The 24,277-nt window shown below is 52.3% G+C and carries 20 protein-coding genes; 13 read left to right on the forward strand and 7 right to left on the reverse strand.

Going from position 1 to position 24,277, the window contains the following annotated elements; translation table 11 throughout:
* The first annotated feature begins 5 nt into the window (after positions 1-5).
* The 7 genes from cyoB (at position 6) to LDL70_RS00225 (ending at position 11,824) form a co-directional block, all read left to right on the forward strand.
* Positions 6-1,991, forward strand: a complete 1,986-nt coding sequence (cyoB, locus tag LDL70_RS00195) for a cytochrome o ubiquinol oxidase subunit I (protein ID WP_225685802.1) — start codon at positions 6-8, stop codon at positions 1,989-1,991.
* Positions 1,988-2,614: a cytochrome o ubiquinol oxidase subunit III gene (gene cyoC, locus LDL70_RS00200; RefSeq protein ID WP_022710230.1), complete on the forward strand. Its 627-nt coding sequence runs from the start codon at positions 1,988-1,990 to the stop codon at positions 2,612-2,614. Before cyoB ends, cyoC begins: the two co-directional genes overlap by 4 nt.
* Positions 2,611-2,964, forward strand: a complete 354-nt coding sequence (gene cyoD / locus LDL70_RS00205; protein ID WP_022710229.1) for a cytochrome o ubiquinol oxidase subunit IV — start codon at positions 2,611-2,613, stop codon at positions 2,962-2,964. Before cyoC ends, cyoD begins: the two co-directional genes overlap by 4 nt.
* A 213-nt stretch (positions 2,965-3,177) precedes the next feature.
* Positions 3,178-3,696, forward strand: a complete 519-nt coding sequence (locus LDL70_RS00210) for an SH3 domain-containing protein (protein ID WP_225685804.1) — start codon at positions 3,178-3,180, stop codon at positions 3,694-3,696.
* A 561-nt stretch (positions 3,697-4,257) separates the two neighbouring features.
* Positions 4,258-6,153 (forward strand): autotransporter assembly complex family protein, encoded by a 1,896-nt coding sequence (locus tag LDL70_RS00215; protein WP_116086191.1) that lies wholly within the window; start codon positions 4,258-4,260, stop codon positions 6,151-6,153.
* Positions 6,150-10,919 carry a translocation/assembly module TamB domain-containing protein gene (locus LDL70_RS00220; protein ID WP_370637718.1) on the forward strand — a complete coding sequence of 1,590 codons (4,770 nt, stop codon included), beginning with the start codon at positions 6,150-6,152 and terminating at the stop codon, positions 10,917-10,919. The genes LDL70_RS00215 and LDL70_RS00220 overlap by 4 nt, the downstream gene beginning before the upstream one ends.
* A 191-nt stretch (positions 10,920-11,110) precedes the next feature.
* Positions 11,111-11,824: a L,D-transpeptidase gene (locus tag LDL70_RS00225; protein ID WP_022710225.1), complete on the forward strand. Its 714-nt coding sequence runs from the start codon at positions 11,111-11,113 to the stop codon at positions 11,822-11,824.
* Positions 11,825-12,014: 190 nt separating this feature from the next.
* Here LDL70_RS00225 and LDL70_RS00230 read toward each other — a convergent pair whose 3' ends face one another.
* From LDL70_RS00230 to LDL70_RS00245, 5 genes are all read right to left on the reverse strand, one after another.
* Positions 12,015-12,209 carry a hypothetical protein gene (locus LDL70_RS00230; protein WP_225685805.1) on the reverse strand — a complete coding sequence of 65 codons (195 nt, stop codon included), beginning with the start codon at positions 12,207-12,209 and terminating at the stop codon, positions 12,015-12,017.
* Positions 12,210-12,312: 103 nt separating this feature from the next.
* Positions 12,313-12,819: a hypothetical protein gene (locus LDL70_RS00235; protein WP_225685807.1), complete on the reverse strand. Its 507-nt coding sequence runs from the start codon at positions 12,817-12,819 to the stop codon at positions 12,313-12,315.
* Between the two features lie 560 nt (positions 12,820-13,379).
* On the reverse strand, positions 13,380-14,381 hold the full coding sequence (locus LDL70_RS00240) for a DUF1775 domain-containing protein (protein ID WP_225685809.1): 1,002 nt from the start codon (positions 14,379-14,381) through the stop codon (positions 13,380-13,382).
* A 4-nt stretch (positions 14,382-14,385) separates the two neighbouring features.
* Complete coding sequence (locus LDL70_RS18000; RefSeq protein ID WP_255618281.1) at positions 14,386-14,508, reverse strand: hypothetical protein; 123 nt, start codon at positions 14,506-14,508, stop codon at positions 14,386-14,388.
* Positions 14,501-14,932 (reverse strand): hypothetical protein, encoded by a 432-nt coding sequence (locus LDL70_RS00245; RefSeq protein ID WP_151158746.1) that lies wholly within the window; start codon positions 14,930-14,932, stop codon positions 14,501-14,503. Before LDL70_RS00245 ends, LDL70_RS18000 begins: the two co-directional genes overlap by 8 nt.
* A gap of 251 nt (positions 14,933-15,183) precedes the next feature.
* Between LDL70_RS00245 and LDL70_RS00250 the strand changes: the two genes are divergently transcribed.
* On the forward strand, positions 15,184-16,341 hold the full coding sequence (locus LDL70_RS00250) for an Mrp/NBP35 family ATP-binding protein (RefSeq protein WP_151158745.1): 1,158 nt from the start codon (positions 15,184-15,186) through the stop codon (positions 16,339-16,341).
* A 49-nt stretch (positions 16,342-16,390) separates the two neighbouring features.
* Here the strand turns inward: LDL70_RS00250 and LDL70_RS00255 are convergent, their stop codons facing one another.
* A complete protein-coding gene (locus tag LDL70_RS00255) occupies positions 16,391-18,022 on the reverse strand; it encodes an alpha-D-glucose phosphate-specific phosphoglucomutase (RefSeq protein ID WP_225685811.1) in 1,632 nt (543 codons plus the stop codon).
* Between the two features lie 159 nt (positions 18,023-18,181).
* Positions 18,182-19,420: an ROK family transcriptional regulator gene (locus tag LDL70_RS00260; protein ID WP_225685813.1), complete on the reverse strand. Its 1,239-nt coding sequence runs from the start codon at positions 19,418-19,420 to the stop codon at positions 18,182-18,184.
* Between the two features lie 332 nt (positions 19,421-19,752).
* On the opposite strand from LDL70_RS00260, the gene LDL70_RS00265 reads away from it, so the two are divergent.
* From LDL70_RS00265 to LDL70_RS00285, 5 genes are all read left to right on the forward strand, one after another.
* On the forward strand, positions 19,753-20,775 hold the full coding sequence (locus tag LDL70_RS00265) for a substrate-binding domain-containing protein (protein WP_022710216.1): 1,023 nt from the start codon (positions 19,753-19,755) through the stop codon (positions 20,773-20,775).
* 223 nt (positions 20,776-20,998) lie between these two features.
* Positions 20,999-22,060 (forward strand): ABC transporter permease, encoded by a 1,062-nt coding sequence (locus LDL70_RS00270; RefSeq protein WP_370637791.1) that lies wholly within the window; start codon positions 20,999-21,001, stop codon positions 22,058-22,060.
* Positions 22,057-22,845: an ATP-binding cassette domain-containing protein gene (locus LDL70_RS00275; protein WP_022710214.1), complete on the forward strand. Its 789-nt coding sequence runs from the start codon at positions 22,057-22,059 to the stop codon at positions 22,843-22,845. The genes LDL70_RS00270 and LDL70_RS00275 overlap by 4 nt, the downstream gene beginning before the upstream one ends.
* Positions 22,842-23,486, forward strand: a complete 645-nt coding sequence (locus LDL70_RS00280) for a nucleoside/nucleotide kinase family protein (RefSeq protein ID WP_225685817.1) — start codon at positions 22,842-22,844, stop codon at positions 23,484-23,486. Before LDL70_RS00275 ends, LDL70_RS00280 begins: the two co-directional genes overlap by 4 nt.
* A gap of 60 nt (positions 23,487-23,546) precedes the next feature.
* Positions 23,547-24,245 (forward strand): fumarylacetoacetate hydrolase family protein, encoded by a 699-nt coding sequence (locus LDL70_RS00285; protein ID WP_370637720.1) that lies wholly within the window; start codon positions 23,547-23,549, stop codon positions 24,243-24,245.
* Positions 24,246-24,277: the final 32 nt, after the last annotated feature.

Genomic DNA, 24,277 nt, shown 5'->3' on the forward strand with positions numbered 1-24,277 from the left:
GAGAAATGTTCGGAAAACTTACCCTGGCGGATATTCCGCTTCACGAACCGATACTTGTGGTCACTTTAAGTGCCGTTGTACTCGGCGGTTTGTCTCTGTTCGCAGCCATTACCTATTTCGGTAAATGGGGCGTATTGTGGCGTGACTGGCTGACAACTGTCGATCATAAGCGCGTTGGTATCATGTATATCATTCTGGCGCTGGTGATGCTGTTCCGCGGCTTCTCCGATGCCGTGATGATGCGCGCCCAGCAGGCTATGGCCTCCGGCGCCAATGAAGGCTTCCTGCCTCCGCACCACTATGACCAGATCTTCACCGCCCACGGCGTGATCATGATCTTCTTCGTGGCGATGCCGTTTATCGTTGGTCTGATGAACTTTGCAGTTCCGTTGCAGATCGGTGCCCGCGACGTTGCGTTCCCTTACCTGAACTCCCTGAGCTTCTGGCTGACTGTTGCTGGTGCTGTTCTGGTAAACATCTCGCTCGGCGTCGGTGAATTCGCCCGTACAGGCTGGCTGGCTTATCCGCCGCTGTCCGGACTGGAATACAGCCCCGGTGTCGGTGTTGACTATTACCTCTGGGCTTTGCAGATTTCCGGTATGGGTACGCTGCTCTCCGGTGTGAACCTTATCGCAACCATCATCAAAATGCGCGCTCCCGGCATGACAATGATGCAGGTTCCGGTTTTCACATGGACTGCCCTCTGCTCGAACATTCTGATCGTTGCAGCTTTCCCGATCCTGACCGTAACCCTGTCGCTCCTGCAGCTTGACCGTTATCTTGGTATGCATTTCTTCACCAATGATTTCGGCGGCAATCCGATGATGTATATCAACCTCATCTGGATCTGGGGTCACCCGGAAGTTTATATTCTGGTTCTGCCTTGCTTTGGTGTGTTCTCGGAAGTTATCGCGACTTTCTCTGCCAAGCGTCTGTTCGGTTATACTTCAATGGTCTATGCGACCGTTGCCATTACCGTTCTGGCCTTCCTCGTCTGGGCTCACCACTTCTTTACAATGGGTGGCGGTGCCTCCGTTAACGCCTTCTTCGGCGTGGCGACAATGATTATTTCGATCCCGACAGGGGCGAAAATCTTCAACTGGCTGTTCACGATGTATAAAGGCCGCGTGCGTATGGAAACGCCGGTTCTGTGGACTGTCGGCTTCATGTGTACCTTTGTGGTCGGTGGTATGACCGGCGTTATGCTTGCAATTCCGCCTGCGGACTTTGTACTGCACAATTCCGTATTCCTGATCGCGCATTTCCATAACGTGATTATCTCCGGCGTGCTGTTCGGTTGTTTTGCCGGCTTCATCTACTGGTTCCCGAAAGCATTCGGTTTCCGTCTCGATGAAACCTGGGGCAAACGCGCATTCTGGTGCTGGCTGACCGGTTTCATTCTTGCCTTCATGCCGCTCTATATTCTGGGCTTCATGGGTATGACCCGCCGTATCAACCACACTGAAAATCCGGCATGGCAGATTTACCTGATTATTGCCGCTATCGGTGCTGCAATCATTCTGGTTGGTATTGCCTGTCAGATCATTCAGGTTCTGGTGTCCATCCGCAACCGCGAAGCACTGCGTGACCACACCGGTGATCCGTGGGAAAACGGCCGTACGCTGGAATGGTCTGTGGCTTCTCCTGCTCCGTTCTACAACTTCTCTGAAACACCGCGTGTTCAGGATGTTGATGCTTACTGGGATATGAAGAAGCGTGGCGTGAAGCGTAAAACCGACAAGTTCAAGCCAATCCATATGCCGCGTAATACCGGCACCGGTTTCATCATCGGTATGGTTTGTATCGCGCTTGGTTTTGCCGGTGTATGGCATATCTGGTGGCTGGCAATTGCCGCTACTCTGGCCATCATCGCGATCAGCATCATCCATTCCTTCAACAATAACCGCGACTACTATGTCACTGCGGAAGAAGTGCAGCGCATCGAAGATGAGCATACGCTCAAGCTGCAGTCTTTGGGAGTTAAGCCATGAGTGCCGCTGTAACGCACGCTAACGATCACGCCCACGGGCATGACGACGATCACGAGCACCACGATTCCCGCGGCACGACACTGATCGGCTTCTGGATCTACCTGATGAGTGACTGTGTCATCTTCTCGGGTCTGTTTGCCACCTTTGCAGTTCTCTCGCGTTCATACGCGGGAGGACCGACCGGCTGGGAACTGTTCGATCTGAACTTCATTGCTGTGGAAACCGCTCTGCTGCTGTTCTCCAGCCTGACCTATGGTTTCGCGATGATCGCGATGTCACGTAAAAAACAATCCGCCATGCTTGGCTGGATTGCCGTGACATTCCTGCTCGGCGCAGCCTTTCTGGCGATGGAAATCTATGAATTCCATCACCTGATCGAAATCGGTGCCGGTCCTGGCCGTTCTGCATTCCTGTCCGCCTTCTTCGTATTGGTCGGTACGCACGGTCTGCACATTCTGTTTGGTCTGATCTGGATTCTGGTTCTGGTCGCGCAGGTTCTGCGTTCCGGTCTGACAGAAGCCAACCAGACCCGTCTGATGTGCCTCAGCCTGTTCTGGCACTTCCTTGATGTTGTCTGGATCGGTGTATTCTCGATTGTTTATCTGATGGGAGTTCAGGCATGAGTTCCGCGCATAAAACTGAAGCATCAGCCAGCGAAACCAAGAATTATATTATCGGTTTCATTCTGGCCGTCATCCTCACAGCCGTTCCTTTCGGCGTGGTGATGGGACAGTATTTTGACACCACCACAACCGTTGCCATTATTATGGTTTTCGGTGCGGTGCAGATGATTGTTCATCTGGTTTACTTCCTGCACATGGATTCCAAATCCGAGGGCGGCTGGACATTGCTGGCTCTGCTCTTCACCGTGCTGATTTTGGCGATTGTTCTGATCGGCTCGCTGTGGATCATGAACCATCTGGCCATCAATATGATGGAAGTCAGCCCTGAGGCCGCACGCGCGCTGCCATAAGGTGCAATATGGGTGAGCTTGTCTCACTTACCTGAATAACAATGAACGGCGCTGCTTTGGCAGCGCCGTTTTTTTATGCATTTTATATTGAGATGCATTGGTAACCTGTCTCAAATTACAGTCCTTATTCTTTCATAATTTTGATCTTCTCAAAGCGCGTCATTTAAAATTTGCATTCATTTAAATTTCTTCAATTTTAATTTGGTGATTTCGATGAAGATTATTTCAATAATTTCAGGGCTAATGCTGCTGGTAGGAACCGGCATTGTGCAGGCGCAGGTCGCTACTGTTTCGGGTACTGTCAATTTACGGCAGGGGCCGGGTACAAACTATACGCGGATTGCAGCTTTGCCACGCGGAGCGGCGGTGCATATTGAGAGCTGCCGCGGCAGCTGGTGTCAGATCAGAAGCAGTTGGGGGATAGGCTGGATAAGCGGCCGTTATTTATCCCAATCCTATCAGGGCTATAATGCTGCACCGGTCTATAATACGCAGCCGCAAGTCACTTTCGGGCTGAATATCGGATCAGGTTTTTATGATGATCCGTTTTATGCTCCGTATTATCAACCTTATTACACGGGCTGGCACCCGCCTTATTACCGGCCTTGGTATCGTCCGGGCTACCGGCCTTATGGGCCACGCTATAATCCTCGTCCTTTTGGCCGGCAGGGCTGGAGCCCCCGATGGGGTGTGGGGCCTGTGCATTTTCCGCGCGGAGGATGGCGCAGATAGGATCTGATAAGGCAGATTCTGCAAGGCGATTCCCTGTTATGGAAAACGTGGTTCCGTGGCAGGACTCTTTAAAGGAGGTGGCTGTATTTTAACCAATGCGCATTTTCTTGGAACGTGTTGCAATCCGTATGACAAATGCTTTCCGGAACAATCTTTCATGTCGGTTTTAAATTGCCCTGTGCGGCTGTATTTTTAAAAAGACAAATATTTTCAATATTTTACGGCTTTATGCCTCTGTGATTTTCGTTTTTGTTTCTTTCTTAAGATTAAATATTCAAAATTTATATTTGATTGAAAGCCACAAATTAAGTTTTTCTTTAGGTAAAGGAAAATACAAATTAATATTTTATTAAGCATAAATTTTAAAAAAGCAGTGTAAGCTTTTGGATTATACTCTCCGCTAGTTTGATTGTTAGGCATCGCGCGATGGGTGGAGCGGGCTATGCCGAGGAATATGCATATTGACCCCGTTGAATGGGATGATATGCAGGTAATAAATTAAGGAGAGCTCCAATCCGTAAAGTCAGCACCCTCCTGCTGTTCACTGCGCTGCTGCCGGTTATGGCGGCATCGCCTGCGCATGCTTTTGAGCTCTTTGGCATTAAACTTTGGGGTAAAGACAAGGCTGAAGAAGCCGATGATGTCATTGCCGAACCAAAACGCTACAGCGTTGAAGTCACTTCCGGCGGCACCCGCACCAATAAAGACGGCACGGCAGCCGATGTGGAAGATCTGGTTAAAGGCGCTTCACGGCTTGTGGCTGATGAAGAAAAAGCGGCTTCCGGTTCCGGCGGACTGCTGGCCAAAGCACGCGGTGATTACCGTCGTATTCTGATGGCGCTATATGGTGAAGGTCGTTATGGCGGCACCATCAGTATTCTGGTTGATGGTCGCGAAGCTGCGAACCTGCCGCCGGATACACAATTGCCGGATACATCCAAAATTGTCATCAATGTTGATCCGGGCCCGCAATTCCTGTTTGCCCGCGCCAGCATTAATGAACTTGCACCGCCGACAGATGACCGCCGCGATCAGGTGCAGTCGCCTGAAAAGGCCGGTTTCAAAAGCGGTGAAATTGCCAAATCCGGTACAATCCTGAAGGCAGAGCGTCTTGCTGTTGAGGCATGGCGTCAGCAGGGCTATGCCAAGGCGAAAGTTACGCGTGAGGATATTGTTGCCGATCATGAAGGCAATGTGCTGAATGCGGATATCACGCTGGAACCGGGACGTGTTGCCCATTACGGTCCTGTCAAAGTGCAGGGCACAGCCCGCATGGATCCGGAATTCGTTGCCTATATGACAGATCTGAAACCGGGTCAGGAATATGATCCGGATGATATTGAGCGTGCACGTCGCCGTTTGGCGCGGCTGGATGTTTTCCGCTCGACATCGATTCAGGAAGCACAGGAAATCAACCGCGACGGTATTTTGCCGATGGATCTCATCGTGCAGGAACGTAAACCGCGTCGCTTCGGTCTTGGTGCGAGTTATTCCACACTGGACGGTGCAGGGGTGGAAGCCTTCTGGATGCATCGTAATCTGTTCGGTAAGGCGGAGCGTCTGCGCTTTGATGCCAAGGTCAGCGGTATCGGCGGTTCGCAGGATAATTCCTATGATCCGAAGAACTTTACCTATGTGCTGGGCACATCCTTCACCAAACCGGGCGTGTTCACACCGGATACGGATTTCGTTTCGTCTCTGACCGGTAAGCGTGAGGTTCTGGATAATTATACCGAGACATCGGTCGGCGGACAGGCAGGTTTTACGCATATCTTCAATGAAGATCTGAGCGGACGTTTGTTTGCCAATGTGTCTCGTGCGCAGTTTGATGATGATTATTACGGCAAACGCCAGTTCTTCACCGTGGGGATGCTGGGCGGTATTCTGCTGGATAAGCGCGATAACAAGACCAATGCTACTTCCGGTTATTATGCCGAGGGCGTGGTTGAGCCGTTTTACGAGCTCAAAAACGGCAGTTTCTCGACCAAATTTACCGCAGAAGGCCGTGGCTATTACGGCTTTGGTGAAGATAAACGCGTTGTGCTGGCCGGTCGTGTTAAAGTCGGGTCGATTGTCGGTGCCGATATGAGCGATCTGCCGCCGGATAAAGTTTTCTTTGCCGGTGGCGGCGGTTCTGTCCGTGGTTATGCTTATCGCAGCATCGGGGTGAATAAGCCGGGGGATGTGGTGATCGGCGGACGCTCGCTGATGGAAATGTCCGGCGAGGTTCGCACAAAAGTTACCGATAGTATCGGTGTGGTCGGGTTTGTAGACGGAGGATATGTCGGAGAGGAATCCTACCCTGACTTTGCGGAGAATCTGCGTTTGGGGGCAGGTGCGGGCTTGCGTTATGATACCAGCCTCGGACCGATCCGTTTCGATGTTGCCGTGCCGCTTAACCGCAAGGCAGGTGACTCAAGTTTTGCATTCTATGTCGGCATAGGACAGGCGTTTTGAACCGTTTTCTCGCTTTCGTAGCCACTTTTTTTATCATTCTGCCGCTCGGTATTTATATCGGGGCATCGCTGCTGCCTCAGGGAGCGGACAGCGTAACGACGCCTGCCACCGGCCAGAGCAATCCTGCGGGTTCAGGTACGCAGACCGCACAGGCTGACACTTCTGTTTCCACGCAGGAAGCCGAAGAAGAGAAGTCCTACTTCCTGTCTTTTGTTGAAGAAAAACTGTCGGGGCCGAACCGCAAGATCAGCATTACCGGTATTGAAGGTGTTTTGTCGTCTGAGGCAAAAGTCGGCGCTATCACGGTTGCTGACCGAGAAGGTATCTGGCTGCGCATTAAAGATGCCCAGCTTGTCTGGAGCCGTCTGGCTCTTTTGCGCGGTCGTCTGAGTGTGGATACACTCTCGGCCAAGGAAGTTGAGTTTATCCGCACACCTTTGCCGGATGAGGGACTGCCGTCACCGGAAGCCGGTGGCTTTGCTTTGCCGGAACTGCCGCTGGCGGTTTTGCTGGGTGAGTTGAATATTGAACGCCTGAAATTCGGCCAGCCGGTTTTTGGTCTGGCATCGGAAGTGGCACTGAAAGGCAATCTGACCCTTCAGGACGGATCGCTGGAGTCGCTGTTTGACATGCAGCGTCTGGATGGCCCGGGCGGCACGATGAAGCTGAAGGCGAATTACGCCAATGCCGATCAGAAGCTTGATCTGGATATGCGTCTTTCCGAACCTGCCAATGGTATTGCCGCCAATCTCCTGAATATCGCAGGCAAGCCGCCTGTTGAACTGGCGCTGACCGGCGCAGGCAAGCTTGATGATCTGAAAGTTGACCTGACGCTTGATGCGGACAGCCAGCGCATTCTGACCGGACTTCTGACCCTGAACCGCAATGCGGACGGCACTGTTACCGGCCGCGTGTTTAATGCGGATGTCAAAGGTCCGATTGCTGCTCTTATTCCGGAAAAATTCCGTGATTTCTTTGGCGCAACCTCAAGCCTTGCAGCCAATGGTTTTATCAAGGATGGCGGTGGCTTCCGTCTGGATAATTTCAACCTTTCCAATGCCGCTCTGCAGGTACAGGCCAAGGCCGAAACCGCCAATGACGGCTTTCTGACACGTCTGACCCTTGATGCGCTGATTGCAGATCGGGAAAAAGGCCGTGTGCTTCTGCCGGTCAGCGGCGGCCAGACCTCTCTGGCGTCTGCGCGTCTGACACTGGATTACGGCGACCGCCAATCCGCAGACTGGACAGGCAAGCTGCTGGTTGAAGGTCTGCAGGCCGGTGATTTCTCCGCACAGCAGACCGTGCTGGATATGGGCGGTGCGGCAGAAAATCTGCAGGACGCACAAAACCGTCATGTCGGTTTCAATATTACAGGAAATGTAACGGGAATTAATGCCAGGCAGCCCGAGGTTGCTCAGGCGCTGGGGGATCGTTTTGATCTGGCCGTGTTGGGGCAATGGCGTGCCGGTTCTCCTGTGCAGCTTGAAAAACTGCAACTCACCGGCAATGGTTTGAGCGCTGCCTTAAAGGGGGCAATCGATAAATTCATTTATACCGGTGATATTGTTTTGCAGGCAAACAGCCTCATGCCGTTCTCGGCACTGGCAGACCGTTCGCTTGCCGGCAGTCTTGATCTGAAAGCAACCGGTACTGTTGCGCTTCTCACCGGCGGATTTGACCTGACGTTGGATGGCACAGCAGAGAATATTAAAACCGGTGAGGACATTGCTGACCGTATTATCAATGGCCGCTCCACTTTGAGCGGTGGTCTGGCGCGTTCTGAAAACGGTTTTTCCGCCCGTGGTTTCCGTATTGGTAATGATGCAAATGCAATCACTGCCAATGGCTCATTCTCGAGCAAGGATGCCGATTTCGATCTGGGTGTTGAGATTGGTGATATTGCCGATCTGTCCGATAAGGCAACGGGACCTTTGTCGCTGAAAGCCAGTGCACGCGGAACTGAAAACCGGATTGCTCTGGCTGCCCGCGCATCTGTGCCTTCCGGTTCGCTGGAAGGTCGCAAACTGAATGATGGTCTGCTCGACTTCAATGCTGTGCTGGACGGTTCTGATCCGAAGCTTGCTCCGTCTTTGAGCGGTGGTTTCAGCGGCAGTGGCTTCTTAAGCGGTGAAAAACTCGATCTTGCCGGTAAAATTGCGCTGGATGAGCAAGGCAAACGCCTGAGCGACCTGAATTTTGTTGCAGGCGGCACGCGCGTCAGCGGTGATCTGAATATTGCGGACAAAAACCTGCTCGCCGGTCGCCTGAAAGTGAATGCGCCGGATGTTTCAACCGCTGCCGCTCTTTTCCTTGCCAAAGCAACCGGTAGCATTAATGCGGATATTGATCTGTCTTATGAAAATGACCGCCAGAATGCTGCGGTCAAAGCAGATATCCGTAATCTGAATGTTGAAGGCAATGTGATCGGGCAGGCGGATATTAATGCGACGCTTGCCGACCTGTTTAATGTTCCTGTTGTGGACGGCACTGTGAAAGCACAGTCCATCCGCGCCGGTACATTTGAAATCAATACGGTTGATGCAACGGCTCAGTCTGAAGGCAGCAAAACGGTTTTTCAGGCTGCAACTGATCTGAAGATCGGCACCAAAGTTAAAGTCAACGGCGCATTGGAGCCGCAGGACGGTGGTTTGTTGCTGTCGCTTTCAGATGCGGAGCTGCGTCAGGGCTCAATGCTGACCAGACTGGCGCAACCGGCATCTCTGGCGCTGAAAGGCAGCGATGTTACCTTTAACAATATCATCATGCAGGTGGGAGAAGGTCGTCTGAGCCTTAATGGTGCTTTGGCTGATCGTTTCAATCTGGATGTGAAACTGGATAATCTGCCGCTGAATGTGGCAAACAGCATTCAGCCGGATTTGGGACTTGGCGGTCTGATCAATGGTCAGGCCAAGGTTACCGGTTCGCGCAACCAGCCTGATGTCAGTTTTGACATTAATGCGCGTGATGTGATTGCCCGCCAGACGCGTGAACTGGGTATTGGTGCCCTGAATGCGACAGCTAAAGGTACCTCGACCCAGAACCGCCTGAAAGTGGACAGCCGGATTACCGGGGGTAATGGTCTTGATACCCGTGTAAATGGTTTTGTGCCGCTGGGCACGGATAAATCTGCCGGTGCGCTGGATGTGAATGTCGAGCTGGCCAATCTGCCGCTGGCTCTGCTCAATGGCGTGGTGAAGGATCAGAATCTGGGCGGTAATGTTACCGGCACTGCAAAAGTCACCGGCGCTCTGACCAATCCTGCCGCCGAGTTCAATCTGAACGGACGCGCGCTGAGCGCCAAACCGCTGGCTGAAAACGGGCTTGCGCCTTTGAATCTGAAAGCTGCCGGTCGTTATGGTGATAAGACCGTCAATATCAGCTCGCTGTCTGTTGATGGCCCGCAAAATCTCAGCGTGACCGCGCAGGGGCGTGTGCCTTTGTCGGGCAGCGGTTTGGGTATTGATGTGACGGGGCAGATTCCGCTGGCGCTTGCCAATCGTTTTCTGTCGGATCGCGGAGCACAGGCAACCGGTACACTGGCTTTGACCGCCAATGTCAGCGGTGGTTTCGACAATCCGCAAATCCGCGGCATGTTCTCGACAAGCGGTGCGCAGATGGTTGATCCGGAAACCAATATCCGCCTCAATAATATTACCATCAATGGCAGCATGGAAGGTCAGACAATCCGCCTTCGCAATGCAAGCGCAGCTTTGTCGACCGGTGGTTCAATCAATGCGGATGGCACGATTTCGATCAATGCCGCGCAGAATTTCCCTGCCGATCTGCGGATCAATTTTGACAAAGCACGTTATGCGGATGGTTCCATGGTGGTTGCGACCATTAATGGCGGCCTGACCATTACCGGCCCGTTGATGCGCGATCCGCTGATTGCCGGTAAGATCGAGATTGAACGCGCGGAAATTACCGTGCCTGAAAGTTTTGGCGGCGGCGGTGCCAATATTGATGTGCGCCACGTTAATACACCGGCTTCAGTGCTGATGACGTTGCAACGTGCCAAGGTGGAAACCCGTGCCAAGGGTTCCGCACCGGTGCCGACATCCCGTCCGACTGTGCCGCAACTGGATGTGCGCGTGATTGCGCCGAACCAGATTTTCGTGCGTGGTCGCGGTCTGGATACGGAACTGGGCGGTGCTGTCCGTCTGACAGGCCCTGTAACCAATGTGCGTCCGGTTGGTGGTTTTGAACTGCTGCGCGGCCGTCTGGATATTCTGACCCAGCGTGTAACCTTTGATGAAGGCCGTGTGACCCTGATCGGGGATATGAACCCGCAGCTCTATTTCGTTGCCCGCAGTGACGGCGGCGATATCATCGTGCTGGTGACGGTGCAGGGCACGGTGGATAATCCGGATATCAAATTCTCCTCGGAGCCGGAATTGCCGCAGGATGAAGTTCTGGCGCGTTTGATCTTCAAACGCTCAATCTCGGAACTGTCTCCTTTCCAGATTGCACAGCTTGCCGCTGCGGCCGCTGAACTGGCGGGTGGTAAAAACGCCAATCTGCTGGGTGCATTGCGTCAGGGCGTAGGGCTGGATGATCTTGATGTTGTCACCGACAGCAAGGGCAATGCAGCGGTTCGTGCAGGCAGCTATATCCGCGATAATATTTATCTCGGTGTGGAAGCCAGCGGTTCCAACGGCACCAAAGGCACGATCAATCTGGATATTACGCGGGATCTCAAAGCCAAAGGCTCTGTCGGTACGAATGGTGATTCCGGTCTGGGTGTATTCTACGAAAAAGATTACTGATCCGGCAGAGATGCGGATACTGATCGAATTGAAAAACCGGCACAAATTTGTGCCGGTTTTTTGCTTTTTACTGCATTTTTAATGTGTGGCGATTGTTTATGGTAAATGAAGATCCGGCGAATTTAATGATTTTTCAACCATGCGGGCGCACAATCCGACCTCTGAAAAGGTTTTGAAGATACGGATTTATCATGGCAAAGCAGGGTGAAATTCTGAACCGTCGCATTTTTCTGACCGGCGCCGGTGCCTTTGGTCTGGCTGGCTGTACCCAGTCGCTGGATATGTCGGCTTTTCAGCCGGATATTGATATGTCTTCGACCGGCAGTGTGATGCGCCCGCAGATCAGCGTTGATAAAGGCGTTACCAGTAATGAAGTGATGTATGCGGCTGTTCATGAGAATGGTTATTCCCTGCCTGCCATTCCTTATGAGAAAGTGCCGAAACAGTTCCGCCGACAGATCGTGCCGGATCCGACCGGTGAGGCACCGGGCACCATTGTTGTACGCCTGAATGAGCGATATTTGTATCTGGTGCTGCAGGGGGGCGAGGCCATGCGTTATGGCATCGGCGTTGGACGTGCAGGCTTTGAATGGTCAGGCCGTGCCAATGTGCAATATAAGAAGCAATGGCCGCGCTGGACACCACCGCCGGAAATGATCAAACGCCAGCCGGAGCTGGAAAAATACCGTAACGGTCAGGAGCCGGGACCAGCCAATCCGCTGGGCGCACGTGCACTTTATATTTTCCGCGACGGCGTTGATACCGGCTATCGTATCCATGGCAATCCGGAATGGTGGTCGATCGGGCAGGCTATGTCTTCCGGCTGCGTACGTCTGATGAATCAGGATATTATTGATCTTTATGATCGCGTGCAGGGCAAAGCACCGATTGTTGTGCAGGCCTGATTAAAACTATTTGAAAATAAAAGCCGCGCTGAGCCGGAGCATTTTTAAAATGCTCCGGCTATTTATTTTACGCATTTTCATATGCAAAACCGGTTTCCACTTTTGCTGAAAATGCTTTAGCGCGGCTTTTTTCTGTCTTGGGAGGACAGTGATAAAAAATGATTAAATATGATAGTTCAAATGGGTGCTGTTAGCGGATAGCTGAGCCGGTCTGATGGTTTTGCGCAACAACAATCAGAGCCGGTATATCTTTGACGGCTTCTTCAGTCATGCTGAGAAAATGAAAATTCTGCTGTTGCTGGATCGGATTAGGCGCCACAAACATTGCTGCGGTCAGCAGGAGCGCAGCCATGATACCCAAGCGCTTTTCAGTTTTTGCATTCATAATATTCGTCCTGTCGGTTTTGCCCGCGGATCCGGAGCGCTTTGCTCGCAGTCACTGGGCTAAAATCATGGTAAAGTTATGAAAGAGGTTTCAGCTCTTCATATCAGTGAAAGGTTTTGTGCCCTGCCGGTGATAAAACACAGGCAACGGCGTAATGAGGGATAGGCAGCAGCACCTGATCGAGCTCTGCCATGATCTGTGCATAATCCTGCGCGGCTTTTTTAACTTCCGCGACACGGCTGCCGGTTACCAGAGCATCCAGACAGGCATCACGGGTTGTATCGTCACCGTTTTGCAAGGCGGAGATCAGCCCCATCAGCAGGCATTCTTCACGGCAGATATGCATCGAACCATAAGGAAAGGCCTTGAGCTGACAAGCTGCACAAAAATGCAGGGTGCGAATGAAATGGGAGAGTTCGGCCAGCGCGAGCTTGGCTTTATCGAGGCCGAGTTCCTGAGTGTAAATCGTCCAGGCCATTTCCCACGGAATAACCGATCCGGTTTCGAAGCCGGATGTCCAGTGGCGATAGCCTTCAAGCACCAGCTTTTCAGCCTGCCGCTCGAAATAATGACTGGATGTTTCAAAGAGATTTCTGACCTGCATATTCATGGGCGGCATCCGATCTGTAACGGACGCGAAGGAGCGATGAATATGCGTCGCGGCTGAGGGCGCGACGATAGTACCGCCCTTGGGCGGTAAAGTGCCTGACCAAACATGAGGTCCTCCAATAGAGCGGGTTCAAGGCCCAAACATCAAAGGTTGAATTTATTGCCACGAGCCGGAAGTATCCCTCCCGAAAGCTCTGACAGCGGGAATATGCCGGTGAAAACGGTCGGTTGTCAAACCTAATTTTCAGCATTTATTTAGAAAAGTGTTCTTATTTCAATAGCTTAGAATAATTCCAGAGTATTTTACTCATGTTTTTATTCTAAAATGCAATGCTATCTATATGAATCCGTATATGTTTTGCGTGATTGTCGCAGCTGGCCGGATTGAACGACATTCCGGCCGGATTTTTAAGCTCTGCGACGTCCCGCCTCATGCAGAAGCCTGTAAACAGGACAGGCAAAAGGGAGCGGTTCCAGAATCACAATGCGAAGCGCCGATATGACCGGCGCTCCGCCTTAGTCTTTTATCTCCGAACCGATACGGTTTCGGAGAAACAGAAATTAGTGATGGCTGTGATCAGAAGCTTTACCGCCGGAGTTACCGGAAGAACCCTTGGATGGATTCACGTGAAACGGTAAATTAACCTTTCCGGCTTTTTCAAATTCCAGCACAACATTGACTGTTTCACCTTCTTTGAACGGTTTGGCCAGATCCATAAACATGATGTGGAAGCCGGTTGGTGCCAATTTCACGGTCTGACCGGCGGGAATTGCCAGAGGTTCGCTCAGTTTGCGCATCTTCATGACATTGTCTTTCATCGACATTTCATGAATTTCAACTTTTCCGGCTGCATCTGTGGTGCCGCCGATCAGGCGGTCATCTTCTTTGCCCTTATTGGTAATGACAATATAGCCGCCTGCAACGCGGGCATTCGGGATTGTCGCGATGCTATGAGCATCGGAAAGCTGCAGATCACCGGCTGTCACCACCTCGGCGCTATCGCCGCCATGCGCACCGTGGCCGTCATGGCTTGCCTGTTTTGTGGCAGCCGCCACGAGCAATTGCGGCGCAGGGTTTTTCAGATCATGCGGGTTCTGGCCTTCTGCTGCGATATCTGTCCAGTTTTCGGTTTTACCGTTTTCGCAGGTCTGGATTGTCGGGAACGACAATGTTGTATCCTTGTCGAAGGCTGCGAGTTTGCCGACAACCGAGAATTCATCATAGAAATCGCCCGGCAGTTTGCCGCCTTTCCAGATCACTTCGGTCACGCCGTTTTTCACGTCTTTACCGTGCACTTTATAGCTGTGCTGGTAGTCGGATTTAACAGTTTCAATATCCCATCCGGCTTTCATCTGCGGCTGAGCGGCAATGAAACCTTCCGGAATTTTGACATTGATCTGTGTGGTCGCGGCACCTTCACAGCCATGCGGGATTTTGAGGACGGCTTTATAGCCGCTTCCTGCATTAGCCTGAGCTGTTTCAAGTGACACATGTGCCTGTGCCAGACCGGCAGTGCCGAGAAGAAGGCTGGCAACACAGAGTGGTGTGAAAATGGTTTTCATAAATTTATTCCTTGCGAATATCCTGCTTTACGGCTGCAAATTGCAGGCAGAAAGCATGAAGGCGCTTAAAGCGCATGACTGATATTTCCTGCGGCATTGCGAGAATGCGCAGACCTGTATCAGGCAAGGAAAGGTGGCGCCTGTGGCGGGGCGGCGGGCGGATAAGGTCGGGAGCGGGGCAGAACTTTGGCCGTGCGTCTGACGCTGTTGCCTGTATCTTTGGCAACAACCGGACCACCGGCTGCAGGTGGTGTAACCAGTGCAAAAGCCGCCGAGATACGGCAGGCCTCGCAATCAACCATCATATTATGATTTTTATGATGCTGGTCAGATGCGGCGCTGTTTTCGGAAACGCAGATCGAAACAATACTGCCATCGGGCATTGTTTCATAACGGATGAAAACCGGTTCAGCGGAGGTGCCGCTTTTGGTGGTCATTTGCAGCAGGGGCGCGCTGACATCCACCGGTCTATGGGCAAAAGACAGCAAAACAAGCGCCAATACGCACAGGATGCGTATTAAAACCAGCTTGTTTTTGTGTGTCTGAACCATCACCCTGAACTATATATAACTGCGCTTTCCGCTTTTTAGCGCGGTGCTTTACGGAAGGAAAGAGCTTTCCTCTGTAATAATGATGCCGGATCTCTCTCTGCCTCACGATGTCACAGAGGTTTGCGCGGAAAGGGCTGAAGATAACTTTCTCTCAGACACAAAATCATTTAACGATGATGCATGAAATGCCGGTTGCAGGATAAAATACTGTGCCGGCAATAGTGAACAGATTATTCGACGGGGTATGAGGCATGTCACAGGTCACCAAAGATGTGGTGCTGGCTCAGCTGAAACAGGTCACGGGACCGGATTTCGAAGGTGATATTGTCAGCCTCGGACTGGTGTCCGATATTTTCATCGCTGATAATAAAGTGTTTTTCTCCATCACCGTGCCGTCTGACCGTGCGCAGGCGATGGAGCCGTTGCGCCTTCGGGCGGAAAAACTGGTGAAAGAGATTCCGGGTGTTGCCGGTGCGCTGGTCACACTGACCGCCGAGCGCAAAGGCGGCCGCACCAGCGATGATGCTCCTCCGCCAAGCCGCCCTCAGCCCGCTGCTCAGGCGCGTCCGGCTGCACATACTCATGCAGCACCGCAGCCGCAGGCAAAACCGGGTATTCCGGGTGTTGGCAAGATTATTGCCGTGGCTTCCGGCAAAGGTGGTGTCGGTAAATCCACGACTTCGGTGAATATTGCGCTCGGGCTTCAGGCACTGGGGCTGAAAGTCGGTATTCTTGATGCCGATATTTACGGGCCGTCAATGCCGCGCCTTCTCGGTATTTCCGGTCGTCCGGAAACGGTCAATGGCCGCATCATGAAGCCGATGAGCAATTACGGCCTCAAAGTCATGTCGATGGGCTTTCTGGTGGAAGAAGAAACGCCGATGATCTGGCGCGGCCCGATGGTAATGTCGGCGCTTAATCAGATGATGCGTGAAGTGGAGTGGGGCAATCTCGATGTGATGGTTGTCGATATGCCTCCGGGCACCGGCGATGCTCAGCTGACCATGGCGCAGCAGGTGCCGCTGGCCGGTGCGGTGATCGTTTCCACCCCGCAGGATTTGGCGCTGATTGATGCCCGTAAGGGGCTGAATATGTTTGCCAAAGTTAATGTGCCGCTGCTCGGTATTGTTGAGAATATGAGCTATTTCATCGCGCCGGATACCGGCAAGCGTTATGATATTTTCGGTCATGGCGGAGCGCAGCGCGAAGCTGAGCGGCTGAATGTGCCTTTCCTCGGCGCAGTGCCGCTGGATATGCAGATCCGCGAATTGTCCGATGCGGGTATGCCGATCACGGTGAAAGAGCCGGACAGCCCGCATGCGCAAATTTATCGTGAAATTGCCGAAAAAGCCTGGGCGCAGGTGAGCGGCGGTTCATCCCGCGCAGCACCGAAGATCGTTTTTGAATAACAGATGATGAAATTGAAAAAGGCCTGCAATGCAGGCCTTTTTTGTTGGGTCAGGTAATGACGCTTGGTTTTTCGCGGCCGGTATAATGCGTGATCTCTGTGAGTTCCGCAGCGGCTGCGATCAGCGGGATCAGGGCAGCCTGGGTTTCCAGATCATGCTTGCTGCTGTCAGCCTCATAGCGTTCCAGATAGATGCGGATGGTTGCACCGGCGGTACCAGTGCCGGACAGACGCACCACAAGACGGGAACCACCGGCGAAAAGAATGCGGATGCCCTGATGCTTGCTCACTGAATGATCGACCGGATCATGATAGGCAAAATCATTGGCTGCTTCCACAACCATACCCTGCACGGTCTTGCCTTTGAGATCAGGCAGTTTGGAGCGCAATGCATCCATCAGCGCATTGGCACCATCCGAGGCGACTTCTTCATAATCGTGACGTGAATAATAATTACGGCCATAGGTTTGCCAGTGCTCATGCATAATCTCGGCGACCGATTGTTTGCGTACCGCCAGAATATTCAGCCATAGCAGCACAGCCCACAATCCGTCTTTTTCACGCACATGGTCAGAGCCGGTTCCCGCACTTTCCTCACCGCAAATGGTGACAAGACCGGTATCCAGCAGATTGCCGAAGAACTTCCAGCCGGTCGGTGTTTCATGCATGCCGATCTTCAGTTTTTCAGCCACGCGGTCTGCGGCACAACTGGTCGGCATGGAGCGGGCAATACCGGCAATGCCTTTGCTATAGGCCGGAGCCAGATGCGCATTGGCCGCAAGCACAGCCAGAGAATCCGACGGGGCAATATACATGCCCTTGCCGATAATCAGATTGCGGTCACCGTCACCATCCGATGCTGCACCGAAATCCGGCGCATTGGCCGACATCAGCTCTTCATAAAGCTCATGGGCATAAACAATATTGGGATCAGGATGGTGACCGCCGAAATCTTCCAAAGGCACAGCATTGAAAACACTGCCTGCTTTTGCGCCGAGCCGGTTTTCAAAAATCTCTTTGGCATAAGGGCCGGTCACGGCATGCATGGCGTCAAAACGCATGGTGAAACCGGATTGCAGCAGAGCGCGGATCGCCTGAAAGTCGAACAGGCTTTCCATCAAGGCAGCGTAATCTTTCACCGGATCAATGATTTCCACCACCGTATCGCCGATCTGATGCGAGCCGAGCGTATCAATGTCGATATCGGCGCAATCGGCAATCTTATAGGATGTGATGGTTTTGGAGTTGGCGAACATCGCTTCGGTCAGTTTTTCCGGAGCGGGGCCGCCGTTGCTGATATTGAACTTGATGCCAAAATCACCCTGCGGTCCGCCGGCATTATGGCTGGCAGAGAGAATAATACAGCCAAAGGCTTTATTCTTGCGGATGAGATTGGAAGCCGCAGGCGTCGAGGTAATGCCGCCAAGACCGACCAGAATGCGGCCAAAACCATTCGCAGCAGCAATTTTGATCGTGCTCTGGATGACCTTGCGGTTGAGATAACGTCCGTCACCGCCGAGCACGAGTGTCTTGCCCTGAAAATCTTCCAGACTGTCAAAGATCGACTGGATGAAGTTCTCCGCATAATGTTCCTGAGCAAAGACAGTCACTTTTTTGCGCAAGCCCGAAGTGCCCGGCTTCTGATCTGTAAAAGCTGTGGTGCTGATAGTTTTAAAAGTCATGATCTGGCTTTGTCCTGACAATAACGGCTCTCGCAAAAGATAAATGCATGTGGAATGAACAAGTTGCATTCATGACGGATATTATAGGCAGTCCTGTGAAGTCGAAGTAAATGATTTCACACAAATAGCGGTTTATTGTTCAACTTTGGTAAGACGGGTTTATTGTATGTGTTTAAAAAGAACATTTTGATCAAAGAGATAGCGGCTGAAGATTGGCAGCCGCGCTGCCCCCAGTGCTTTGGCATGAACACCAACTGTGCCTTCTTCAATCACCGGCGGGATGATTCCCTGTAAATTAAGCCTGCCGATTTCACTCCGTGTAGTTTCAACAATCTTGGCGCGTAAATTTTCAGGCATCCAGCCGTCAATAATGGCAGCAGGAAAATCAATTACACTGGCGGCCGATGAAATGGCATGGGCAAGGCTGCGCGCGGTCAGCAATACCCATTCATCAAGCACAGGGTTGAAAATTTCCCAATTATCCGGCGCCGCCCAAAGCGGAGCCGTGTCTATATTCTGTTGTTTGAGGCTGCGCTCTAATATGAACAGCGATGCGGTATCAATCAGCTGGGCAGGGCGGCTGATCTGGCCTGCCGTGGTGACAAAACCGTTGCCCATCGGCATGGAACCCAGTGCGCCGGCATTACCGCTGCGTCCGGCATAAAGCGTATTGTTGAGGACAACGCCGCCGCCGATAAATGAGCCGATGAAAAAATAGACATAATCCGCATAGTCCGGCCCTGAACCGAAGGTCAGTTCCGCACCGCAGGCGGCGGTGGCATCATTCTGGATCAGAACGGGAAAAGGCAGTTTCAGGCTCAGTGCTTCGCAAATATCGGTGCTTTGCCAGGCCTGCAAATCCGCAGGCGGCGCGCCGACTTCCTCAACCCAGTTCCAGAGTTCAAACGGCATGGCAATGCCGAGACCGGCGATGCGGCTTTGCTGAAAAGGCGTGAGCTGCGCCGTGAATTGCTCAATAGCCGAAAGCGTGAAATGCAGAATATTATCCGGCACCGGCCACAGATAGGTCTGGTGCATACGTGCGCGGATCATACCGGTAAAATCAACCAGAACCAGTTCCGCACTGCGACGCCCGATCTTCAGGCCAAAGGAAAACACCCCGTCAGGATTGAGCATCATCGGCTGGCTTGGCTGGCCGACACGTCCGCGCTGTTTCTCACCGCTTAGCAATAATCCGTCCTGCTCGAGATTGCGGATGATGACGGACACGGTTTGCGCCGACAGGCCGGTTAGTCTGGCAATATCTGCCCGCGGCATGGCACCGTGACGGCGCACAACGGAAAGGATCAGCCTTTCATTATAGGCGCGCATGCCGGTCTGGTCAGAGCCGCGGCTGGTTGTGGCAGGGTCAATAGGGGCGCCTTGCGGATAGTGCATCGGGTGTCCTGTAAGGAGCATTCGGGATAAAGAGCTGGAATAAGAGAATTATTTTTGAAGTAAAGCCTGCGCAGACAGTTTTTGTCATCACGCTGATCTTAGGCTGACATAGCGAATTAATAAATCAAGTGGATTTATTAATTGACAGGGCTGAAAACCCGTGTTTCCATGATCGCGCTTGCACATATTTCTGGGGGCAATAAATTTGCCCTTTCATGAAATTGCAGCGCAGAGGCGGCGGAAGAGGGCGCCTGAGACAATTGATTTGGCTGGTTCAGCTACGCAGTTCGGTGCTTGAACTGATCGTAGAAAAATGACTCTGGGAGGAGTTCATGAGAAAAACTATTCTTACCTCTGCTTTTGCCCTTCTGGCATTGGGCGTTGCGGGTGCGGGAGCGCAGGCGGCTGAAGTGACGGCTTGCGTGATTACCAAAACAGATACCAATCCGTTCTTTGTAAAAATCAAGGAAGGCGCGACTGCCAAATCCAAGGAGCTTGGCATCAATCTGAAATCCTATGCGGGTAAGATTGACGGCGATACGGAAAGTCAGATTGCAGCAGTGGAAACCTGTATTGCCGATGGTGCAAAAGGTATTCTCATTACCGCTTCTGACACTAAAGGCATTGTTCCTGTACTGAAACAGGCGCGTGATGCCGGTATGCTGGTGATCGCTCTGGATACACCGCTGGAACCGGCTGATGCAGCGGATGCAACTTTCGCAACAGACAATTTTCTGGCCGGTGAACTGGTCGGTAAATGGGCTGCAGGGCGTCTGGGTGATAAAGCCAAAGATGCTAAAGTCGCTTTCCTGAACCTTACCGCCATGCAGCCGAGTGTTGACGTGCTGCGCGATCAGGGCTTTGCCACAGGTTTCGGTATTGATCCGAAGAATAAAGATGTGCTCGGCGATGAGGATGATCCGCGTATTGCCGGTCGCGATCTGACCGATGGTAATGAAGAAGGCGGCCGTCGCGCCATGGAAAACCTTCTGCAAAAAGACCCGAATATCAATGTGGTACACACCATTAACGAACCTGCTGCTGCCGGTGCCTATGAGGCGCTGAAAGCTGTTGGCCGTGAAAAAGATGTGATGATTGTTTCCATCGATGGCGGCTGTCCGGGTGTAAAAAATGTGGCTGACGGCGTGATCGGCGCAACAGCGCAGCAATATCCGATGCAGATGGCAACACTTGGTATTGAGGCAATTAAGAAATTTGCTGATACCGGTGAAAAGCCGAAGCCGACAGATGGCAAGACTTTTGTTGATACCGGCGTGATGCTGGTAACCGACCAGCCGGTTGAAGGTGTTGAATCTATCGATACCAAAGAAGGTCTGGCGAAGTGCTGGGGCTGATCCCCGTGCCTTTCTAATAGAGCATAATTTCTTAAACTTGAATCAGTTGAAGGTAAAATTATGCTCTAATTTTAAAGTGTCAGAGCGACCTTGTGTAGCGCCCGGTCGGGCGCACGGCGCTCTAAAAAATCAACCGGCGTGATCTTCATGCCGGTTCCTTTTCAGGCTGCAGCAACCGGAAGCTCCTATGACAGAAACCACGCAAAATCATGAAACGGAAGTCATGCGCGCACCGCAGGATTTTGAAAAGGTTCTGGTGAACAGCGCTTCCGGTGTCGCCAGTTTTGAGAATGAGGATCGCAGTCTGCTCTACAGAATGCGTGTGATCCTGCATCACAATCCGGCAGCCGTACCGCTGATCGTGCTGGTGATGTCACTGGCGATTTTTGCTGTTCTGGTCGGATCTAAATTTTTCTCTGCCTTTGCGCTGACACTCATTTTGCAGCAGGTTGCCATTACCGGCATCATTGCTTCCGCGCAGACACTTGTCATTCTGACGGCCGGTATTGATCTGTCTGTCGGTGCAATCATGGTGCTGTCTTCGGTGGTAATGGGGCAGTTTACTTTCCGCTATGGTCTGCCGCCGGAACTTTCCATCCTGTGCGGTTTTGCCGTCGGTGCATTATGCGGTTTTTTCAATGGCTGGTTCGTGGCCTATTGGAAATTGCCGCCTTTCATCGTCACGCTTGGTATGTGGCAAATCGTATTGGCAACCAATTTTCTCTATTCCGCCAATGAAACCATCCGTGCGCAGGAAATCACCGAAAAAGCGCCAATATTGCAGTTTTTCGGAAATAATATCCGCTTCGGCGGTGCGGTCTTTACCTATGGTGTGATTGCCATGGTGCTGCTGGTTCTGGTTCTCTGGTATGTGCTCAATCATACGGCATGGGGGCGGCATGTTTATGCGATCGGCGATGATCCCGAAGCGGCACAGCTTTCCGGTGTACGTGTCAAACCGGTTTTGATGTCGGTTTATATTCTGGCCGGACTGATCTGCGCACTGGCCGGATGGGCGATGATCGGTCGTCTCGGTTCGGTCTCACCGACGGCGGGGCAGTTTGCGAATATTGAATCCATTACGGCTGTGGTGATCGGCGGGATTTCCCTGTTCGGTGGTCGCGGTTCCATTCTCGGCACATTGTTCGGTGCATTGATTGTCGGCGTGTTTTCGCTGGGATTGCGCCTGTGGGGAACCGATCCGCAATGGACCTATCTGCTGATTGGTGTCCTGATTATCGTTGCGGTCGCAATTGACCAGTGGATCAGAAAGGCTGCGGCATGAAACAGTCAGTTCAGCCGGTTTTATCGGCAAAAGGCCTCGTCAAACGCTATGGCCGCGTTACGGCGCTGGATCATGCGGATTTCGATCTCTATCCGGGTGAAGTTTTGGCGGTTATCGGCGATAACGGTGCAGGAAAGTCTTCACTGATTAAAGCGCTGTCCGGTGCGATCCAGCCGGATGAAGGTGAGATTTTTCTCGACGGCCAACCGGTGAGCTTCCGTTCACCGATCGCCGCGCGGGCAGCAGGCATTGAAACTGTTTATCAAAATCTGGCTTTGTCGCCTGCTTTGTCGATTGCCAATAATATGTTTCTGGGGCGCGAATTGCGCAAACCCGGACTGATGGGCAGTGTGTTCCGCCAGCTCGATCATAAGAAAATGGAGCAGATCGCCCGCGATAAGCTTTCAGAACTCGGACTGATGACCATCCAGAATATTTCGCAAGCGGTGGAAACACTTTCCGGCGGTCAGCGTCAGGGTGTGGCCGTGGCGCGTGCGGCGGCTTTCGGTTCCAAAGTGGTGATTATGGATGAGCCGACAGCCGCGTTAGGGGTTAAAGAATCCCGCCGTGTGCTCGATCTTATTCAGGAAGTGAAATCACGTGGTCTGCCGATTGTTCTGATCTCCCATAATATGCCCCATGTATTTGAAGTGGCGGATCGTGTGCATGTGCACCGGCTGGGCAAAAGACTGGCGGTGATTAATCCCCGTCAATGTTCTATGTCTGATGCTGTGGCGCTGATGACCGGCGCATTGACCCCGACTGATGAGATGCTGGCTGCATGATGCCTGAAACACCTGTGATAAAGCGTGAAGCGCTGGCTGCGGAAATTCTGGCACGGGCAAAGGGGCGCGAGCGTCTGATTGTTGCGATTGCCGGAGCACCTGCCGCAGGAAAATCAACACTGGCGGAGGCATTGTGTCAGGAGATCAATGCTTTGTCCGCTGCTCAGCCATCTGTTGTCGTGCCGATGGACGGGTTTCATTATGATAATGCCATTCTGGATGCGCGTGGTTACAGGGCGCGCAAAGGCGCACCGCATAGTTTTGATGCGGATGGTTTTCGGGCGCTGCTGTCCCGTTTGAAATCGGAAACCGGTGATATTGCGATTCCGGTTTTTGACCGCTCAATGGATCTGGCGCGGGCGGGGGCTGCCATGGTCACAGCGCAACATCAGATTTTACTGGTCGAGGGTAATTATCTGCTGCTGGATCAGCCTGTCTGGTGCGATTTGCGCCAATATTTTGATCTGAGCATTTTCTTGCAAGTGCCGCTTCCGGTTCTGGAACAGCGGCTTATTCAGCGCTGGCTGGATCATGGTGCGGATTATGAAGCAGCCAGAGCGCGTGCGCTTGCTAATGATATTCCGAATGCGCAAACCGTGACAGAGCAGTCCCGTGAGGCAGACTTTATCTTGCAGCATTGAAACTTTCCTGTAGGCTCGGGCAAATTCAGAATTTAACAGCCAGAATTTACCAGTAAGAGAATGCCCATGTCTGAGACGCTGATCTTTCCTGCCCGCCCGCCGGTAACCTTGCCGATTGAGGGGAGCGATCAGCGCTTTCCCGTTCGCCGTATTTATTGTGTGGGCCGCAATTATGCAGACCATGCGCGGGAAATGGGACATGATCCGGATCGTGAGCCACCATTTTTCTTCCAGAAAAATCCGGATAATCTGGTGACAGATGGCGGTAATTTTCCCTATCCGCCGCTGTCCAATGACGTGCATCATGAAATTGAGCTGGTTGTTGCACTTCATAAAGGCGGAAAAAATATTCCGGCAACCGAGGCGCACAGCCATATTTACGGTTATGCCGTCGGGCTGGATATGACACGGCGCGACATGCAGGGGCAGGCCAAAAAACAGGGGCGCCCGTGGGAGACTGCCAAAGCGTTTGAACATTCCGCTCCTTGTTCTGCATTGGTGCCTGCAAGCCGTATCGGTCATCCGCAGGATGGTGCTATCTGGCTGAAAATTAATGGTAAAACTGTCCAAAAAGGTGATATCAATCAGCTGATCTGGTCTGTGCCGGAAACCATTGCAATTCTTTCCACACTCTATGAATTACAGGCCGGAGATCTGATCTTTACCGGTACGCCTGCGGGTGTTGGTGCTGTTGCGCGGGGCGATATTCTGGAGGGCGGCGTTGACGCTATCGGACATCTGACAACAAAAGTTGTCTGACCCTTTTGGCGCGGATTGCATTTTACGGCTGG

Source organism: Pseudochrobactrum sp. XF203 (assembly GCF_020341615.1).
GTDB lineage: Bacteria > Pseudomonadota > Alphaproteobacteria > Rhizobiales > Rhizobiaceae > Pseudochrobactrum > Pseudochrobactrum saccharolyticum.

Excerpts from the sequence above, each read along its gene's own strand:
- cyoB (WP_225685802.1), top strand. The coding sequence starts at position 6 with ATGTTCGGAAAACTTACCCTGGCGGATATTCCGCTTCACGAACCGATA.
- cyoC (WP_022710230.1), top strand. The coding sequence starts at position 1,988 with ATGAGTGCCGCTGTAACGCACGCTAACGATCACGCCCACGGGCATGAC.
- cyoD (WP_022710229.1), top strand. The coding sequence starts at position 2,611 with ATGAGTTCCGCGCATAAAACTGAAGCATCAGCCAGCGAAACCAAGAAT.
- LDL70_RS00210 (WP_225685804.1), top strand. The coding sequence starts at position 3,178 with ATGAAGATTATTTCAATAATTTCAGGGCTAATGCTGCTGGTAGGAACC.
- LDL70_RS00215 (WP_116086191.1), top strand. The coding sequence starts at position 4,258 with ATGGCGGCATCGCCTGCGCATGCTTTTGAGCTCTTTGGCATTAAACTT.
- LDL70_RS00225 (WP_022710225.1), top strand. The coding sequence starts at position 11,111 with ATGGCAAAGCAGGGTGAAATTCTGAACCGTCGCATTTTTCTGACCGGC.
- LDL70_RS00230 (WP_225685805.1), bottom strand. The coding sequence starts at position 12,209 with ATGAATGCAAAAACTGAAAAGCGCTTGGGTATCATGGCTGCGCTCCTG.
- LDL70_RS00235 (WP_225685807.1), bottom strand. The coding sequence starts at position 12,819 with ATGAATATGCAGGTCAGAAATCTCTTTGAAACATCCAGTCATTATTTC.
- LDL70_RS00240 (WP_225685809.1), bottom strand. The coding sequence starts at position 14,381 with ATGAAAACCATTTTCACACCACTCTGTGTTGCCAGCCTTCTTCTCGGC.
- LDL70_RS00245 (WP_151158746.1), bottom strand. The coding sequence starts at position 14,932 with ATGGTTCAGACACACAAAAACAAGCTGGTTTTAATACGCATCCTGTGC.
- LDL70_RS00250 (WP_151158745.1), top strand. The coding sequence starts at position 15,184 with ATGTCACAGGTCACCAAAGATGTGGTGCTGGCTCAGCTGAAACAGGTC.
- LDL70_RS00255 (WP_225685811.1), bottom strand. The coding sequence starts at position 18,022 with ATGACTTTTAAAACTATCAGCACCACAGCTTTTACAGATCAGAAGCCG.
- LDL70_RS00260 (WP_225685813.1), bottom strand. The coding sequence starts at position 19,420 with ATGCACTATCCGCAAGGCGCCCCTATTGACCCTGCCACAACCAGCCGC.
- LDL70_RS00265 (WP_022710216.1), top strand. The coding sequence starts at position 19,753 with ATGAGAAAAACTATTCTTACCTCTGCTTTTGCCCTTCTGGCATTGGGC.
- LDL70_RS00270 (WP_370637791.1), top strand. The coding sequence starts at position 20,999 with ATGCGCGCACCGCAGGATTTTGAAAAGGTTCTGGTGAACAGCGCTTCC.
- LDL70_RS00275 (WP_022710214.1), top strand. The coding sequence starts at position 22,057 with ATGAAACAGTCAGTTCAGCCGGTTTTATCGGCAAAAGGCCTCGTCAAA.
- LDL70_RS00280 (WP_225685817.1), top strand. The coding sequence starts at position 22,842 with ATGATGCCTGAAACACCTGTGATAAAGCGTGAAGCGCTGGCTGCGGAA.
- LDL70_RS00285 (WP_370637720.1), top strand. The coding sequence starts at position 23,547 with ATGCCCATGTCTGAGACGCTGATCTTTCCTGCCCGCCCGCCGGTAACC.